This window comes from Micromonospora parva, from assembly GCF_040649675.1.
In the GTDB taxonomy this organism is placed as follows: Bacteria; Actinomycetota; Actinomycetes; order Mycobacteriales; family Micromonosporaceae; genus Micromonospora; species Micromonospora parva.
This window is the reverse complement of record NZ_JBEZFX010000002.1, coordinates 423,890-437,850: the sequence shown is the minus strand read 5'-3', so window position 1 is coordinate 437,850 and position 13,961 is coordinate 423,890. Positions and strand designations below refer to the sequence as shown.

Sequence of the window (13,961 nt, the reverse complement as noted above, 5' to 3'; positions counted from 1 at the left end):
TGCATTATCGAATCGCGGTGGGAACGGCTGGACAGGGGACAGCCATGAATCCCCGCACGACGTAGCGTCATCAGTGGTCGCTGTCTCGTGAACTGTTGGCACGCGCACCAGTCAGACCTCACAGCAGACCAGGAGGAGACGCGGCGTGGGGATGGTCGAGACGGCGTTGCTGCGCCTGGCTGGCTCGGTGGTGACACCGGCGGTGAAACGGTGGCTGGGACGCCGCCGGGAACACCGGGAACGTGAGACGCCGCTCATCGAGCTGATCGGCTCCGGGATCACCGATGACCTCGGCCTGCGCCGGGCGGGCCGGCGGTTGGACGACATCGTCGACACCGTCTACGAACGCCTGCAGCCACTGGTTCGCCGCCGGGAGCCGGCGCTGCCCGACAACGAGATCGCCGCCGCCCTGAACGCGGTGGTCGACACGCTGCGCGACGCGGACCTGTCCGACGCCGCGGTGTTCGCCGACGACGTCGACCCCGCGCTGATGGCCACCCGACTGCGCCGGCAACTGCCCGACGTTCCCGCGCGGGCGGGTCTGAGCGAGGCGGCAGTACACCTGTACGGACGGGTCCTCGACGAGTGCTGCACCTGCCTGACCCAGTTGGTGGTGCAACTCCCCCCGTTCCAGGGTCGCGCCACCGTGCAGACCCTGGAACGGCTGTCCGCGGTGGCCGACAGCCTGACCCAGGTCCTGGCCCGGCTGCCGGTGACCAGTCTGGACGCCCCGACCGGGACCAGTCATGACGCCCAGTTCCGGACCCGGTACCTGGCCCACCTGCTCACCGTGCTGGATCATCTGGAGCTGTTCGGCGTCGACGTGCACCGCTACCGGTTGCGTACCCCGCTGAGCATCGCGTACATCAGCCTGGCCGTCACCGGCGGCACCACCCGTGGCCTGCGCCGCAGTGGGTTCCGCTGGGGCCCCGGCCTGCTGCGCTCCGACGGCGGTGGTGGTGACAGCGCTTCGGTACGGGCCGAGCAGGCCCTTGGCGACGCGGCGCGGGTCCTGCTGCGTGGTGACGCCGGCTCCGGCAAGACCACTCTGATGCAGTGGATCGCGGTCACCGCGGCCCGGCACGGGTTCACCGGAGAACTCGACACCTGGAACGGGCGTACCCCGTTCCTGATCCGGCTGCGGGACCACGTCGCCCAGCCGTTGCCTCCCCCGGAACGGTTCCTCGACCTGATCGCCGCCACGATCGCCGGGCTGATGCCTCCCGGCTGGGTGCACCGCCAACTCGGCACCGGGGCGATCCTGTTGGTCGACGGCGTCGACGAGGTGCCCGAGGGCCAACGGCGGACGGTCCGTGACTGGCTGCACGGCCTGCTGTCCGCCTACCCGGACCTGCGGGTCGTGGTCACCTCCCGGCCGGCTGCCGCGTCGGCCCGGTGGCTGGACACCGAGGGGTTCACCTCGGTGTTTTTGGAGCGGATGGGGCCGGCCGACGTCAAGGCGCTGATCCGGCACTGGCACGAGGCCGTCCGGCGCGCCGCCGACCTGCCCTGCGAACCCCATCTGCTGCCCGGCTACGAACAGCGGCTGCTCGCCCAGCTCGACGGCAGCGCCCACCTGCAGAACCTCGCCGGCAGCCCGCTGCTCTGCGCGATGCTGTGCGCGCTGAACCTGGACCGGGACAGCAACCTGCCCCGCAACCGGATGGACATCTACCAGGCTGCCATCGACATGCTGCTGCACCGCCGCGACTCCCAACGCGGAGTTCCCACCGCGCTGCCGGAACTGACCAGCCGCGACCAGGCGCAGCTGTTGCAGGAGGTCGCCTGGTGGATGACCCAGAACAGCCGCACCGAGCTCACCCGCGCCGAGGCGACGCAGCGCTTCGCGCATCGGTTGGCCGGGATCCGGCACATCACCGCCCCCGTCGCCGCCGTGCTCGAGCACATGATCCAACGCAGTGGGGTCCTGCGTGAGCCGGTGCCCGACCGCATCGACTTCGTCCATCGCACCTTTCAGGAATACCTGGCTGCCCGGGAGGCCGCCGACCAGGGGCACACCGGTGCCCTGCTTGAGCACGCCCATCTCGACACCTGGCGCGAAACCATCATTCTGGCCGCCGGTCACGCCAACGCGCCGGTCCGCAGGCAGCTCCTCGCCGGTCTGCTCACGCTCGCCGCCGAGCGACCGAAGCAGGCCCGAAGGTTGCGGCTGCTCGCCGCGGCGTGCCTGGAAACCGCGCCAGCGGTCGAGCCGGAAGTCCTCACCCGGATCCGTTCCCACCTGCGTGAGCTGCTGCCCCGGTCCGTCGCCGAGGCCCGGTCCCTGGCGGCCGTGGGAGAACCGCTGCTCGCCGAGCTGCCGGCGGATCTCAGCACGTTGAGTGAGGCCCAGGCCGCCGCCACGGTCAGGGCTGTGGCGCTGGTCAACGGTCCCGATGCGCTCGCCACCCTCGCCCGCTACGGCACCGACCCGCGACCTCGCGTCCAGCAGCAGCTCATCACGGCGTGGGAGTACTTCGACCCCGCCGACTACGCCGACCGGGTCCTCGCTGACGCCCCTCTTGAGGGTGGCGAGGTGACGATCCGCAGCGCAGCCCTGCTCCCCGCGCTGCCCCGGCTGCGCCACCTCACCAAGACGGTCATCCGCAGCGACGAGAAGGTGGACCTGGCCCAGCTGTCTGCTGTGCCGCACCTGACCGAAGTTCACCTGACCGCGAGAGGGATCGTTGGCGACCTTGGGCAGCTAGCCAGGCACCTCGAGCTGGAGGTCATATGGTTGCGCGCCGATCAGCAACTGTTGAACCTCTCCTCGCTGCGAAAATTGCGCAAACTCGCCTACCTGTCCTTGTGGGGCCTCGCACCTCACCAGGACCTCACCGCCCTCACCTGTTTGAGGCAGCTGGAATGGCTCACTGTGAATGGCGTGGAGCTCAGCGCAGGTCATCTCGCTGAGCTCCACACGCTGAGATATCTGAATTTCAGTCCAGCCTCGCTGTGGGATCCGGCGATGCTCGATCCTCTGCAGAAGCTGACGCAGTTGGCGATCTACAGCGATGTGGGGCCTGTTGGTGGAGTTCGTGAGCTGGCGGTGAAACTCCGGCAGCTGAAAGTTACGTATCTAGCGCTGAGCGCTTGCGCGTGGCTGTCTGACCTGGCCCCGCTGGCCGCAATCGACACCCTGACCGAGCTGGTGATTGACGGGACGCCCGTCACCGATCTGAGCCCCTTGGCCGGGCTGCCTCACCTGGGCTGGCTGAGCATCGGCAACAGCGAACACGTGTTCGACCTCGCTCCGCTCGTCGGTCTGCCAGCGCTCAAGAACCTCTGGATCGGGGACTCGGCGCCCGGACTCGATCTGACACCGCTACACGGAAAACGCCTGACCGTGCATCTCGCGCGACGCGTCACGCTCGCCGATACCGCGCCCCCGGACGGGGTGCGCATCAAACGCGTCGGTTGAGTGTTCCGAGGCTGAGCGAACCCCGTGGCCTCGTGGGCGGGGTCCGCTCCCCCACTGACGCGTCTCAGTCTCGGGTGCGGTGCAGCCAGTCCTGGGTGAGCGATCGCAGCAGGGCGGGTTGTTCGTACGGCAGGTAGTGCCCGGCCGCGTCGATCACGGTGTAGGTGCCGCGCGGGTAGTGGCGCATGGCGCGGAACTGGTCGGCGTAGCCGACGATTCCGTCCTGTCGGCCGGTGATCACGCTGACCGGGCCGTCGAAGACGACGTCGGCGTCCTCGTCGGGTAGCGCGTAGCCGGGCCCGGTCTGGAGTTTCTCTTGGAAGGCCGGGTCGCCGGGGCCGCCGGAGTTCAGTGCCGCCAGCACCGTCGCGACGACGGCCGGGGTGCGGTGGCCCAGTGCGGCGTCGAGGTGTTCGTGCAGGGCGGCGGGGGCGTCGTCGAGCCAGCCGGTGGGTGCGTCGAGTGGTGGGTCGGCGGGCAGGGTCCGGGTGTGGCGGGCGATGGTGACGCCGGGGCAGACGAGGAGCAGGCCGCGGACGAGGTCGGGTCGTTGGCGGGCGATGCCGGCGGCCAGGTACGCGCCGTAGGAGCTGCCGGCGAGCAGGGTTGGCGCGTCGAGGTGCTGGTCGAGCCAGGCGCAGACGGTGTCCAGCGTCGCCTGGGAGGTGGGTGGGCAGTGTGCGGGGGTGTCTCCGTGGCCGGGCAGGTCCAGGTAGATCTCGCGGAGGCCCGCGCCGGCGAGGGCGGGGCTGAGGGCGGCGGCCGTGGCGGCGCGGCTCATGCTGAACATCGGTAGGCACACCACCGCTGGTCCAGTGTCTGCTGATTGGTCGAACGCCAGGTTCATGGCGGGGTCCTTGTTGGAGTCGGCGGTGGTTGGCTGCTTCACCGTCTCATGGGCGGTGGCCGGCCCGCGCGCCGTCGAGGTCGAGGGGCCGGCTCTGGACCCCGGTGTTGCGTTGGGCACTGGCCGAAACGGCCGGTGCCCACCAACAGCGGCGCGGTACGGCTCAGCGCCAGGGCACCTGTGGGGACGGGTAGAAGTCGACCTGTTGCAGTCGCCAGCGGGGTGCCTGCTCCCCCAGCCGGGTTCGGAACGATTCCCAGTCGTGGCTGGCGGAGGTGGACCAGCCGAGTTCGGCGATCGCGGGTAGGCGGGGGAAGGCCATGTATTCGATGTCGTCGAGGGTGCGCAGGGTTTCGGACCACAGGGGTGCCTCGACGCCGAGGATGGCGTTCTCGCCGACGCCGGTGACCCGGGTGGCGGGGTCCCAGCCGTACGCGTCGGACACCTCGATCAGGCCGGCCCAGCGGAGGCCGAGGCGGGTGTTGGCGTCGTACTTCATGTCCAGGTAGGCCTTGTTGGCCGGGGACATGATGATTTTGTTGCCGCGGGCGGCGGCCGCGGCGAGGCTGGCGTTGGTGGTGCCGGTGCCCCAGAACTGGGCGACAGCGTCGGTGGGCGGGTCGGCCTGGGTGATCTCGTTCCATCCGGAGGCGCGTTTGCCGTACTTGGCGACCAGGGGCAGGACCCGGTTCATGAAGGTGCGGTAGTCCTCGTCGGTGGTCGCGTGGGCTTCGTCGCCGCCAATGTGCAGGAACGGTCCGGGGGTGATGGCGGCGACCTCGCGGATGACGTCCTCGACGAATCGGTAGGTGAGTTCGTCGTTGATGCACAGGGAGCTGTAGCCGACCGCCATGTCGGTGCGCGGGGGCGGCGCGACGCCGTCGCAGTTGAGTTCGGGGTATGTCGACTGGGCGGCGTTGGTGTGCCCGGGCATGTCGATCTCGGGGATGATCGTGATGTGTCGCGCGGCGGCGTAGGCGACGACGGCCTGGTAGTCGGCCTTGGTGAGGTATCCGGGGCCGACGCCGTCGACTCCGGTGCCGGGTCCGCCGCCGACGGTGGTGAGGCGGGGCCAGGAGTCGATCTGGATGCGCCAGCCCTGGTCGTCGGTCAGGTGCAGGTGCAGGTAGTTGATTTTGTACTGGCTGAGCAGGTCCACGTAGGCGGTGATGTCGTCCACTGTGTGGAAGTGCCGGGCGAGGTCGAGCATCGCACCCCGGTAGGCGAAGCGTGGGTAGTCGATGATTCGTCCGCCGGGGACTGTCCAGGTGATGCGCTGCCGGTCGGGTGCCTCGATCTGGGCGGGGAGCAGTTGGCGCAGTGTCTGGGTGCCGGCGAACAGGCCGGCGGAGGTGTTGGCGCGGATGGTGACGCCGCGGCGGGTGACGTCGAGTTGGTAGCCCTGCTGGCCGATGCGGTCGTCGGTGCCCTCGATGAGCAGGGCGATCTCGGGTAGCGGGGTGGAGCGTACGGGCAGGACGGGCAGGGGGTGGCCGGTGGCGGGGCGCAGGGTGATGGCGAGTTGGTGGCCGATCTGCCGGGCGGCGGTGGAGCCGGGGGTGGTGCGGATGACGGTCAGCGGGGTGATCCGGAAGGCGTTGTGCGCGTCGGGTCGGGTTTCGACGGGTGCGGGGATGACGTCGCTGAGCTGCCGGGCTGGTGTGGTGGGTGCCGCGGCGGGGGCGGGTGTGGCGGGCAGGGTGAGTGGGAGCGCGAGTGCGGCTATGGCCAGCAGCCGTGTGGTGTGTCGGCGACGCACGGTACCTCCAGGCCTCGTCATGATCGACCTCTGTCGATTAGAATCGCAGGCTACCGGCGCCCTGCCTGTACTGTAAACCTTCCTTAAGGTAAGGGCGTGTCGAGACAGCGTTGTCGCCGACCTCACGTGTGCCGCTCGCGGGGGAATTCCCGCGGCGGGTCGTGCCGTTGTCCGTTCGGAAGATCAGAAGCACATGATCGAATGGAAGTGCCATGCACATGCGCTCAGACGCGGTAGTGCTGTTCGGCGTCACGGGAGATCTCGTCTCGAAGAAGCTGTTCCCGGCGCTGTACGAGTTGACCCGGCGCGACCGCCTCGACGTCCCGGTGATCGGCGTGGCCCGCTCCCCCTGGGATGATCAGCAACTGGTCACCATGGCGCGCAAGTCGGTCACCGAGGCCAACGACGAGATCGACGACGAGACCTTCGACCGGCTCGCGGACAACCTCTCGATGATCTCCGGCAACTACGCCGACCCGGCGACGTACGAGCGGCTGGCGGAGCGGCTGCGCGACGCCGAGCGGCCGGTCTTCTACCTGGCGATCCCTCCGGCGGTGTTCGGCTCCGTCGTCGAGGGCCTGGCGGCCGTGGGTCTGGCCGACCGGGGTCGGGTGATCGTGGAGAAGCCGTTCGGGCGTGACCTGGAGTCCTCCCGCGAGCTGGATCGCACGCTGGGCGCGGCCTTCGCGCCGGAGCGGGTGTTCCGTATCGACCACTACCTCGGCAAGGAAGCCGTCGAGGGGCTCTACGCCTTCCGGTTCGCCAACCGGCTGTTCGAGCCGTTGTGGAACAACGAGCACATCGACAACATCCAGGTCACCCTCGCCGAGGGTTTCGGCACGCAGGGTCGGGCCGGCTTCTATGACACGGTGGGCGCGACCCGGGACGTGCTGCAGAACCACATCCTGCAGGTCGTCGCGCTCATCGCGATGGAGGCGCCGGCCAGCGAGGACACCGTGGCGTTCCGGGAGGCGGAGGCCGCGGTGCTGCGGCAGATCGCGCCGCTGTCGCCGCAGTCCACCGTCCGGGGGCAGTACGCCGGCTACCGCGACGAGCCGGGCGTGGCCGGGGATTCCAACACCGAGACGTTCGTGGCGACCCGGTTGACCGTCGACTCGCCCCGCTGGGCGGGTGTGCCCTTCTACCTGCGTACCGGCAAGTCCCTGCCGGGGACGGCGACGGAGGTCGTGGTCGAGTTCAAGCAGCCGCAGCGCTCGCTGATTCCGGCCGAGCGGGGCACGGCGACCGCGGCGAACCTGCTGCGCTTCCGGCTGGGGCGCGGTGACGGCATCACCATGTCGATCCAGGCGAAGAGCCCGGGCGCCGAGGTGGCGAGCCGACCGGTGGACCTGTCCGTCGACTTCGGCGCCGCTCTTGGTCGTCGCCAGGAGGCGTACGAGCGGCTGCTCGACGACGCCATGGACGGGCAGCACCTGCGCTTCGCGCGGGCCGAGACGATCGAGCAGGAGTGGCGCATCGTCGAGCCGATCCTGGATCTGCCGACGCCCGCGCGGTCGTACGAGAAGGGCAGCTGGGGTCCGGCGGACGCCGACGCGCTGGCTGGCGGCTGGCATGTCCCGGACCTGCGCTAGCTGCCGACGCCGCGGCGCGCGGGTGGCTGACTGACCGCTCAGCTCAGCGGAGCGACCGTCCGGCGACGGTGAGGTTTGCCGCTCACGAGTGCGCTGGGCACGTTGGGGGCGACGTTTCTCGTCCTCACCGAGAGGAAGCAGCGCATGCTTTCCGCACTCGATCGTCGGCACACCGTCGCGCCGCCCGGCTACAGCCGCTGGCTCATCCCCCCGGCGGCGTTGGCCATCCACCTCTGCATCGGTCAGGTCTACGCCACCAGCGTCTACAAGAACTCCCTGATCGCCCACTTCGACACCAGCCAGACGGCGATCGGGGTGATCTTCAGCATCGCGATCGTGATGCTCGGGTTGTCCGCGGCCGTCGCCGGGACCTGGGTGGAGGCGAACGGGCCGCGCAAGGCCATGTTCGTCTCGGCCTGTTTCTGGGCGGCGGGTTTCCTGGTGGGTTCGCTGGGCATCGCCACGAAGCAGCTGTGGTTGCTGTATCTGGGCTACGGGTTGCTCGGCGGCATCGGCCTGGGCATCGGCTACATCTCCCCCGTCTCCACCCTGATCAAGTGGTTCCCGGACCGGCCGGGCCTGGCCACCGGGCTGGCGATCATGGGGTTCGGTGGTGGGGCGATGGTCGCCTCTCCCCTGTCCCGGCAACTGCTGTCCTTCTACGACGCCGGCTACGACCCGGCCAACGCCGGGTCGACGGCCTCGGGCAGCGCCCTGGTGTGGCTGTTCGTCACGCTCGGCCTGGGCTACTTCGTGATCATGATGTTCGGGGTGGCGAACGTGCGGGTGCCGGCGCAGGACTGGCGTCCGGCCGGTTTCGACCCGGCGAGCGTGGCGGCGAAGCCGCTGGTCACCACGGCGAACGTGTCGGCGGCGAACGCGGTGAAGACCCGCTCGTTCTGGCTGCTGTGGGTGGTGCTGTTCTGCAACGTGACAGCCGGCATCGGCATCCTGGAACAGGCCAGCCCGATGATCCAGGACTTCTTCCGCGACAACGGCACCTCCGCGGTGACCGTCGCGGCGGCCGGCGGGTTCGTGGGCCTGCTGTCGCTGTTCAACATGGCCGGCCGGTTCGTGTGGTCGTCCACCTCGGACGTCATCGGCCGCAAACCCATCTACCTGGTGTACCTGGGTGTCGGCATGGTGCTGTACGCGCTGCTGGCGCTCGTCGGGCAGACCTCGACGGCGCTGTTCGTGCTGTTGGCGTGCGTGATCCTGTCGTTCTACGGCGGTGGGTTCGCGACGGTGCCGGCGTACCTGCGTGACCTGTTCGGCACCTTCCAGGTCGGCGCGATCCACGGGCGGCTGCTGACCGCCTGGTCGGCGGCGGGCATCGCGGGTCCGCTGATCGTCAACGGGTTCCTCGACGCGCAGGGCGAGCCGGGCTCGCTGACGGCCGCGGCGTACCGGCCGGCGCTGTTCACGATGGTCGGGGTGCTGGCGGTGGGCTTCGCGGCGAACCTGCTGGTCCGGCCGGTGCCGCAGCGCTACCACGAACCACCGGCGGATCAGCGCGCCGACGAGACGGCGCACCGGGACGAGGACACGACGAGGCAGAGGAGTGGTACGCGATGAGTGAGGACAGCCGTCCCGGGCAGCAGGCCCGGTTGTGGATCTCCTGGTTGGTGGTGGCGGCGCTGCTCGGTTACGGGGTCGCGCAGACCGTCATCACCGCGGCGAAGCTGTTCACCCACTGAGGTGCGTGCGGGGTGCCGTGCGACGGCACCCCGCAGCGCGGTCAGAGGCCGCCGGAGACGCGCAGCACGGTCCCGGTGGCGTACGAGGCGTCCGGGCCGAGCAGCCAGGCGATGGCGGCGGCGATCTCGTCGGGTTCGCCGGCGCGGCCCAGTGGGATACGGCCGACGGCCGAGTCGGCGCGGTCGGGCACCCCGGAGTCGGCGTGGATGTCGGTGCGCACGATGCCGGGGGCGACGGCGTTGACCCGGATGCCCCTGGGGGCGAGTTCCTTGGCCAGGCCGACGGTGAGGGTGTCGGTGGCGGCCTTCACGGCGGCGTAGTGCACGTACTCCCCCGGGCTGCCGAGGGTCGCCGCCGCCGAGGAGACGTTGACGATCGCCCCACCGTCGGTGAGCCGCCGGGCGGCCTGCTGGGCGCAGAGGACGTAGCCGACGAGGTTGACGTCGACGACCCGGCGCAGGTCCTCGACGCGCAGCTCGGTGAAGGGCCCGATGAGGCTGGTGACGCCGGCGTTGTTGACCAGGCCGGTGAGCGGGCCCAGCTCGGCGGCCGCGTCGAACAGGGCGCGTACCTGCTCGGGGTCGGTGGTGTCGGCCCGTACCGCGATGGCCTGTGCGCCGGCGGCCCGCAGGTCGGCCAGGACGGCGTCGGCGGCGTTGTGGTCGTGGCGGTAGCACAGGGCGATGTGGTGACCGGCGTGGGCGAGACGGCGGGCGGTGGCCGCGCCGATGCCCCGGCCGCCGCCGGTGATGACGGTGACGGGTGCCACGGTGCCTCCAGGGATGTCGGTGGGATGGGCCGACGCTACCGTGACCGGCGCGGGTCGGTCGTCGAGAGGAGAGTCACACGCAGCGGGCGCCGGTCCCCGCGCCGACGTCGGCGGCGCCGGCCGGGCGGGCCCAGGCCGATGAGATGGCGGCGCTCTGGGGGTGATCGCTTACGCTCACCGCGCGGTCGATCGGGCAGCGGTCGATCCGACGATGGAGGTGCGCGGTGGCGGGTGTGGGTGTCGGCGACGTGGTGCAGGATTTCGAGCTGCCGGATGAGACGGGCACGCCGCGGCGACTGTCGGAGTTCCTGGCGACCGGGCCGGTGGTGCTGTTCTTCTACCCGGGCGCGATGACCCGCGGGTGCACTGCGGAGAGCTGCCACTTCCGCGACCTCGCGGCGGAGTTCACGGCGGTGGGCGCGTCGCGGGTGGGCATCAGCCGGGACCCGGTGGCGAAGCAGGCCGAGTTCTCGACGCTGCACGGGTTCGACTATCCGCTGCTCTCGGATGCGGACGGGACGGTGGCGCAGCAGTTCGGGGTGAAGCGGCGGCTGCCGTTGGGGGCGTTGAGCACGAAGCGGATGACGTTCGTGATCGGCACCGACCGGCGGGTCATCGAGGTGATCCACAGTGAGGTGAGCATGAACGACCACGCGGACCGGGCGCTGCGGGCGCTGGGCGGCTGAGCGGGCGTGAGCCCCGTGCGGCGGGTGTCGCAGCCGGCTGATATCAAGACAGCAATCAAACAGGTGTACGGAAGAGGGTTGTGATGGATGCCGGCCAGGGTTTGTCCACTAGCGAGGTGCAGAGCATCCGGGAGGCGTTGGCGGCCGGGCGTAAGCCACGGGTGGTGTTCACCGCGGCGGCGGGGCAGATCGCCGGTCAGGTCGGCCAGGTGACCGAGCTGACCGACCCGGAGGTGTCCGACGAGTTCGTGGTGGTGCGCTTCGGCCGCGACGAGTTGCCGTTCTCCCCCGCCGACCTGGCCGTGGCGCCCAAGGGGTCCGGCCGTCGGGTGGAGCCGAAGCCGGAGCCCGAGCCGGAGACGCCGCCCGCGGTGGCCGCGCCGGAGTTCGTGTTGGACACGCCGCGGGTGCCCGCGCAGCGACAGGAGGAGCCGAAGGTGGAGCAGACGGAGAAGCCGCCGGCGCGGCGGGCGGTCAAGGCCGTCAAGCCGAAGGGCCCCGCGGGTCTCACCGTGACCCTGGCGTACGCCGACGGTGAGTGGACCGTCGCGGCGCAGCAGGGCAGCAAGGCCCTCGCGAAGCCGTACGTGGTGAAGCCGGCCGAGGCGTTGAAGATGGTGGCCCTGGTCGACGTGCCGGGGGTGCAGGAGGCGGTGGAGCAGATCCTCGGCACCGAGCGGGCCGAGGCGGAGCAGCAGGCCGAGAAGCTGCGCGCCGAGTTGGCCGAGATCGAGGCCCGGCTGGCGGAGCTGCGCGAGGCCCGCTGAGGCGGGTCAGTGCCGGCTGTGGTGCCGCAGCAGCCGGGTGAGCAGTCGGGTCAGCTGTTCGCGCTCGTCGGTGGACAGTGGGGCGAGCAGGTCGGCCTGCACGCGCTCGACTGTCGCGCCCATCCGGCGCGCCTCGTCGGCGCCGGCGTCGGTGACGCTGATGACGTTGCGGCGGCGATCGGCCGGGTCGGGGGCGCGCACCACGAGCCCTCGGCCGGCCAGGTCGTTGATGGTGGCGACCACGTCGCTGCGGTCGATGCCGCAGCGGCGGCCGAGGTCGGCCTGGCTCGCGGGCCCGTCCTCGGTCAGGGTGGCGAGCAGCCGGTAGTGGTAGCCGCGCAGGTCGTGCGCGGCGAAGCCCTCGCTGAGCAGCCGGGCGGCGTGGCTGGCGGTCTGGTTGAGCAGCCAGCTCGGGGTGGTGCTGAGCCCGGCGGGTGACTGCGGGGCCGCGTGATCCATGGGGCGCAGCCTACCAGGAATCGTTGGCGCGACCCACGATCGAGTGTTACGTTGGCTGCACCAACGTTGGCTTGGCCAACGTATTGAAGGAGGCGTCATGTCCACCGTCCCCACCCTCAACGGCCAGGTCATCGGCCAGGCACACTACGCCACCCGCGCCCTGCTCGAACGGACCGTCGCTCCCCTCGGCGTCGAGTTCCACCAGCTGCTCGCCCTCAATGTCCTCGCCAACGGCCCGGTCGAGCAGGCCCAGCTCACCCAACGGATCACCAGCACCCTCAAGGTCGACGAGCGGGAGGTGCGGCGGGTGCTCACCACCCTCGTCGACGCGGACCTCGCCCAGAGCGACCCGGACGACGCGACCCGGCTACGGCTCACCGACGCCGGTCGCGCCGTGCAGGCCCGCATCGCCGACGCCGTCGCGGGCATCAGCGCCCGCCTGTACGCGGACATCGCACCCGCCGACGCCAGCGCCGCCGCCCAGGTGCTCACAGTGGTCACCCAGCGCGCGAACGCCGAACTGGCAGCGATCCCGACCTGACCGGGAACGAGTCCACCACCGTCGACCAGTGGGTAGCGCAGCGACCAGGGGGGCGTGCCCGTTCCGGTGACCGGCCCCCGCGCGGGGGCCGGCGCGTCAGCGTGAAACGCCGGCCAGCGACCCACGCGTCAGCGTGACGCCGGCCAGCGACCCGCCTGCCGGGCCCGGTCGGTCAGAAGTAGTCGAGCAGCTGCGCCGGGCCGCCCACCCCCAGCAGGTCCAGGGCGGCCGGGTCGGCGTCAGCGGCGCTGTGCAGCAGCCCGGCCTGCGCCACCGACCGGGCGTGCGCCGCCCCGGCGTACAACAGCGCGAAACCGCGCACGTCCAAGCGCAGGTCCGCCTCGGCGTCGACGCGGGTCAGCTCGGCGGCGCCGTCGGCGACAGCCAATCGCCAGGTGCCGGTGTTCCACTCGGCGAGCGGGTCGATGAGGTGGAAGTCGACAACGCCCCGGGCGTGAACGGGCCACCCCCGCGCGCCCACCGCGCGGGCCACCTCCACCGGTCGGTGCATCCACAGATCCCGCTCGTGCTCGCGGGCCGACTCCAGCGGCAGCTGAACGCTGACCGCGTCCCCGTCGAGCGGGCACAGCCGCACCGTCGGCGCGACGCTGGCCCAACTGCCGAGGACCCCGACGAGTTCCCGGGCCGCCTCGGCGGTGGTGGCCAGCGCCTCGTCGACGGTGAGCACCGAGTCGGCTCCGTAGCCCCGGCCCCGCTGCCAGGTGGCGTAACCGACCAGCTCGCCGTCGGCCTCGACGAGGGTCAGCCCGTCGCCGGGCAGGCCCCCGTCGGCGGCGAAGAAGTCGTACAGCGTCCCCCGGCGCGTGAGCATGCCGTTGCGGTGCCGGGCGACCTGCTCGTAGAGGTCGGCGACGGCGGCCAGGTCGGCGGGTGTGCCGGCCCGCACGCTCAGGTGCGCGGCGGGCCGGTGCCGGGGCAGCGCGGCGGTGGCCAGGTTGAGCGTGCGCAGCACCCCGGCTGCCTCCCACCCGCAGGCCCGGTACGGGGCGGCCACGGTCGGGTACAGGGCGCTGACCGCAGCTCCCCGCTCGCGGGCGCCGCGCAGCAGAGTGGTGAGCAGCGCTCGGGCCACACCCCGGCCCCGGGCCTCGGGCGCGACCGCCACCCCGGCCACGTCGGCCGCCGGCACCGCCCGGCCCGACCACCACTGGTCGTGGTGCAGGTCGACGGCCTTACCGACGAGCCGACCGGCGTCGTCGAACGCGCCGTAGCGGGTCAGGCCGGGCACGTCGACGCTCGTGCTGGCGGGGCGCTGCGGGTCGGAGCCGAACGCGAACCGACCCAACTCCCAGGCGGCGTCGAGGTCATCGGTGGTGAGTTCACGTACGTGCACAGTCGCGGGCATCGGGACAACCTAACCGGACGGCTCCGCAGCCACCGCTGATTTACCGCCGCCATGAT

At 71.1% G+C, this 13,961-nt stretch carries 12 protein-coding genes; 7 read left to right on the top strand and 5 right to left on the bottom strand.

The features are described 5' to 3' along the window. Positions 1-151: 151 nt before the first annotated feature. Positions 152-3,421: an NACHT domain-containing protein gene (locus AB0C03_RS07250; protein ID WP_357635534.1), complete on the top strand. Its 3,270-nt coding sequence runs from the start codon at positions 152-154 to the stop codon at positions 3,419-3,421. Positions 3,422-3,485: 64 nt separating this feature from the next. Here the strand turns inward: AB0C03_RS07250 and AB0C03_RS07245 are convergent, their stop codons facing one another. Beyond that, positions 3,486-4,268: an alpha/beta fold hydrolase gene (locus tag AB0C03_RS07245; RefSeq protein ID WP_357635531.1), complete on the bottom strand. Its 783-nt coding sequence runs from the start codon at positions 4,266-4,268 to the stop codon at positions 3,486-3,488. 163 nt (positions 4,269-4,431) lie between these two features. Continuing rightward, the gene (locus tag AB0C03_RS07240) at positions 4,432-6,027 is read right to left on the bottom strand and encodes a beta-N-acetylhexosaminidase (protein ID WP_357635210.1); all 1,596 of its coding nucleotides are present in this window, start codon (positions 6,025-6,027) and stop codon (positions 4,432-4,434) included. 212 nt (positions 6,028-6,239) lie between these two features. Between AB0C03_RS07240 and zwf the strand changes: the two genes are divergently transcribed. The 3 genes from zwf to AB0C03_RS07225 all read left to right on the top strand — a co-directional run bounded on the left by zwf (position 6,240) and on the right by AB0C03_RS07225 (position 9,316). Then, a complete protein-coding gene (gene zwf, locus AB0C03_RS07235; protein WP_357635207.1) occupies positions 6,240-7,619 on the top strand; it encodes a glucose-6-phosphate dehydrogenase in 1,380 nt (459 codons plus the stop codon). A 144-nt stretch (positions 7,620-7,763) separates the two neighbouring features. Then, a complete protein-coding gene (locus AB0C03_RS07230) occupies positions 7,764-9,194 on the top strand; it encodes an OFA family MFS transporter (RefSeq protein ID WP_357635204.1) in 1,431 nt (476 codons plus the stop codon). Next, the gene (locus AB0C03_RS07225; RefSeq protein WP_256443348.1) at positions 9,191-9,316 is read left to right on the top strand and encodes an MFS transporter small subunit; all 126 of its coding nucleotides are present in this window, start codon (positions 9,191-9,193) and stop codon (positions 9,314-9,316) included. Before AB0C03_RS07230 ends, AB0C03_RS07225 begins: the two co-directional genes overlap by 4 nt. Before the next feature lie 41 nt (positions 9,317-9,357). On the opposite strand, the gene AB0C03_RS07220 is transcribed toward AB0C03_RS07225, so the two are convergent. Then, entirely contained in the window at positions 9,358-10,086 is a 729-nt protein-coding gene (locus tag AB0C03_RS07220; RefSeq protein WP_210865833.1) for an SDR family NAD(P)-dependent oxidoreductase, read from the bottom strand. A gap of 224 nt (positions 10,087-10,310) precedes the next feature. Between AB0C03_RS07220 and AB0C03_RS07215 the strand changes: the two genes are divergently transcribed. Both AB0C03_RS07215 and AB0C03_RS07210 read left to right on the top strand, forming a co-directional pair. Further along, positions 10,311-10,772, top strand: coding sequence for a peroxiredoxin (locus tag AB0C03_RS07215; RefSeq protein WP_030327675.1), 462 nt, complete (start codon positions 10,311-10,313; stop codon positions 10,770-10,772). Positions 10,773-10,855: 83 nt separating this feature from the next. Next, positions 10,856-11,539 (top strand): hypothetical protein, encoded by a 684-nt coding sequence (locus tag AB0C03_RS07210; RefSeq protein ID WP_357635199.1) that lies wholly within the window; start codon positions 10,856-10,858, stop codon positions 11,537-11,539. 6 nt (positions 11,540-11,545) lie between these two features. Here AB0C03_RS07210 and AB0C03_RS07205 read toward each other — a convergent pair whose 3' ends face one another. Continuing rightward, the gene (locus tag AB0C03_RS07205) at positions 11,546-11,998 is read right to left on the bottom strand and encodes a MarR family winged helix-turn-helix transcriptional regulator (RefSeq protein WP_357635196.1); all 453 of its coding nucleotides are present in this window, start codon (positions 11,996-11,998) and stop codon (positions 11,546-11,548) included. Between the two features lie 97 nt (positions 11,999-12,095). Here AB0C03_RS07205 and AB0C03_RS07200 point away from each other — a divergent pair, with 97 nt between their 5' ends. Continuing rightward, a complete protein-coding gene (locus AB0C03_RS07200) occupies positions 12,096-12,539 on the top strand; it encodes a winged helix DNA-binding protein (RefSeq protein ID WP_357635193.1) in 444 nt (147 codons plus the stop codon). A gap of 172 nt (positions 12,540-12,711) precedes the next feature. Here AB0C03_RS07200 and AB0C03_RS07195 read toward each other — a convergent pair whose 3' ends face one another. Then, the gene (locus tag AB0C03_RS07195) at positions 12,712-13,905 is read right to left on the bottom strand and encodes a GNAT family N-acetyltransferase (RefSeq protein WP_030327671.1); all 1,194 of its coding nucleotides are present in this window, start codon (positions 13,903-13,905) and stop codon (positions 12,712-12,714) included. Positions 13,906-13,961: the final 56 nt, after the last annotated feature.

What these genes read in the sequence shown, in the direction of transcription:
- AB0C03_RS07245 (WP_357635531.1), bottom strand. Translation starts at nt 4,268, where the DNA reads ATGAACCTGGCGTTCGACCAATCAGCAGACACTGGACCAGCGGTGGTG.
- AB0C03_RS07230 (WP_357635204.1), top strand. Translation starts at nt 7,764, where the DNA reads ATGCTTTCCGCACTCGATCGTCGGCACACCGTCGCGCCGCCCGGCTAC.
- AB0C03_RS07225 (WP_256443348.1), top strand. Translation starts at nt 9,191, where the DNA reads ATGAGTGAGGACAGCCGTCCCGGGCAGCAGGCCCGGTTGTGGATCTCC.
- AB0C03_RS07200 (WP_357635193.1), top strand. Translation starts at nt 12,096, where the DNA reads ATGTCCACCGTCCCCACCCTCAACGGCCAGGTCATCGGCCAGGCACAC.
- AB0C03_RS07250 (WP_357635534.1), top strand. Translation starts at nt 152, where the DNA reads ATGGTCGAGACGGCGTTGCTGCGCCTGGCTGGCTCGGTGGTGACACCG.
- AB0C03_RS07205 (WP_357635196.1), bottom strand. Translation starts at nt 11,998, where the DNA reads ATGGATCACGCGGCCCCGCAGTCACCCGCCGGGCTCAGCACCACCCCG.
- AB0C03_RS07210 (WP_357635199.1), top strand. Translation starts at nt 10,856, where the DNA reads ATGGATGCCGGCCAGGGTTTGTCCACTAGCGAGGTGCAGAGCATCCGG.
- AB0C03_RS07195 (WP_030327671.1), bottom strand. Translation starts at nt 13,905, where the DNA reads ATGCCCGCGACTGTGCACGTACGTGAACTCACCACCGATGACCTCGAC.
- zwf (WP_357635207.1), top strand. Translation starts at nt 6,240, where the DNA reads ATGCACATGCGCTCAGACGCGGTAGTGCTGTTCGGCGTCACGGGAGAT.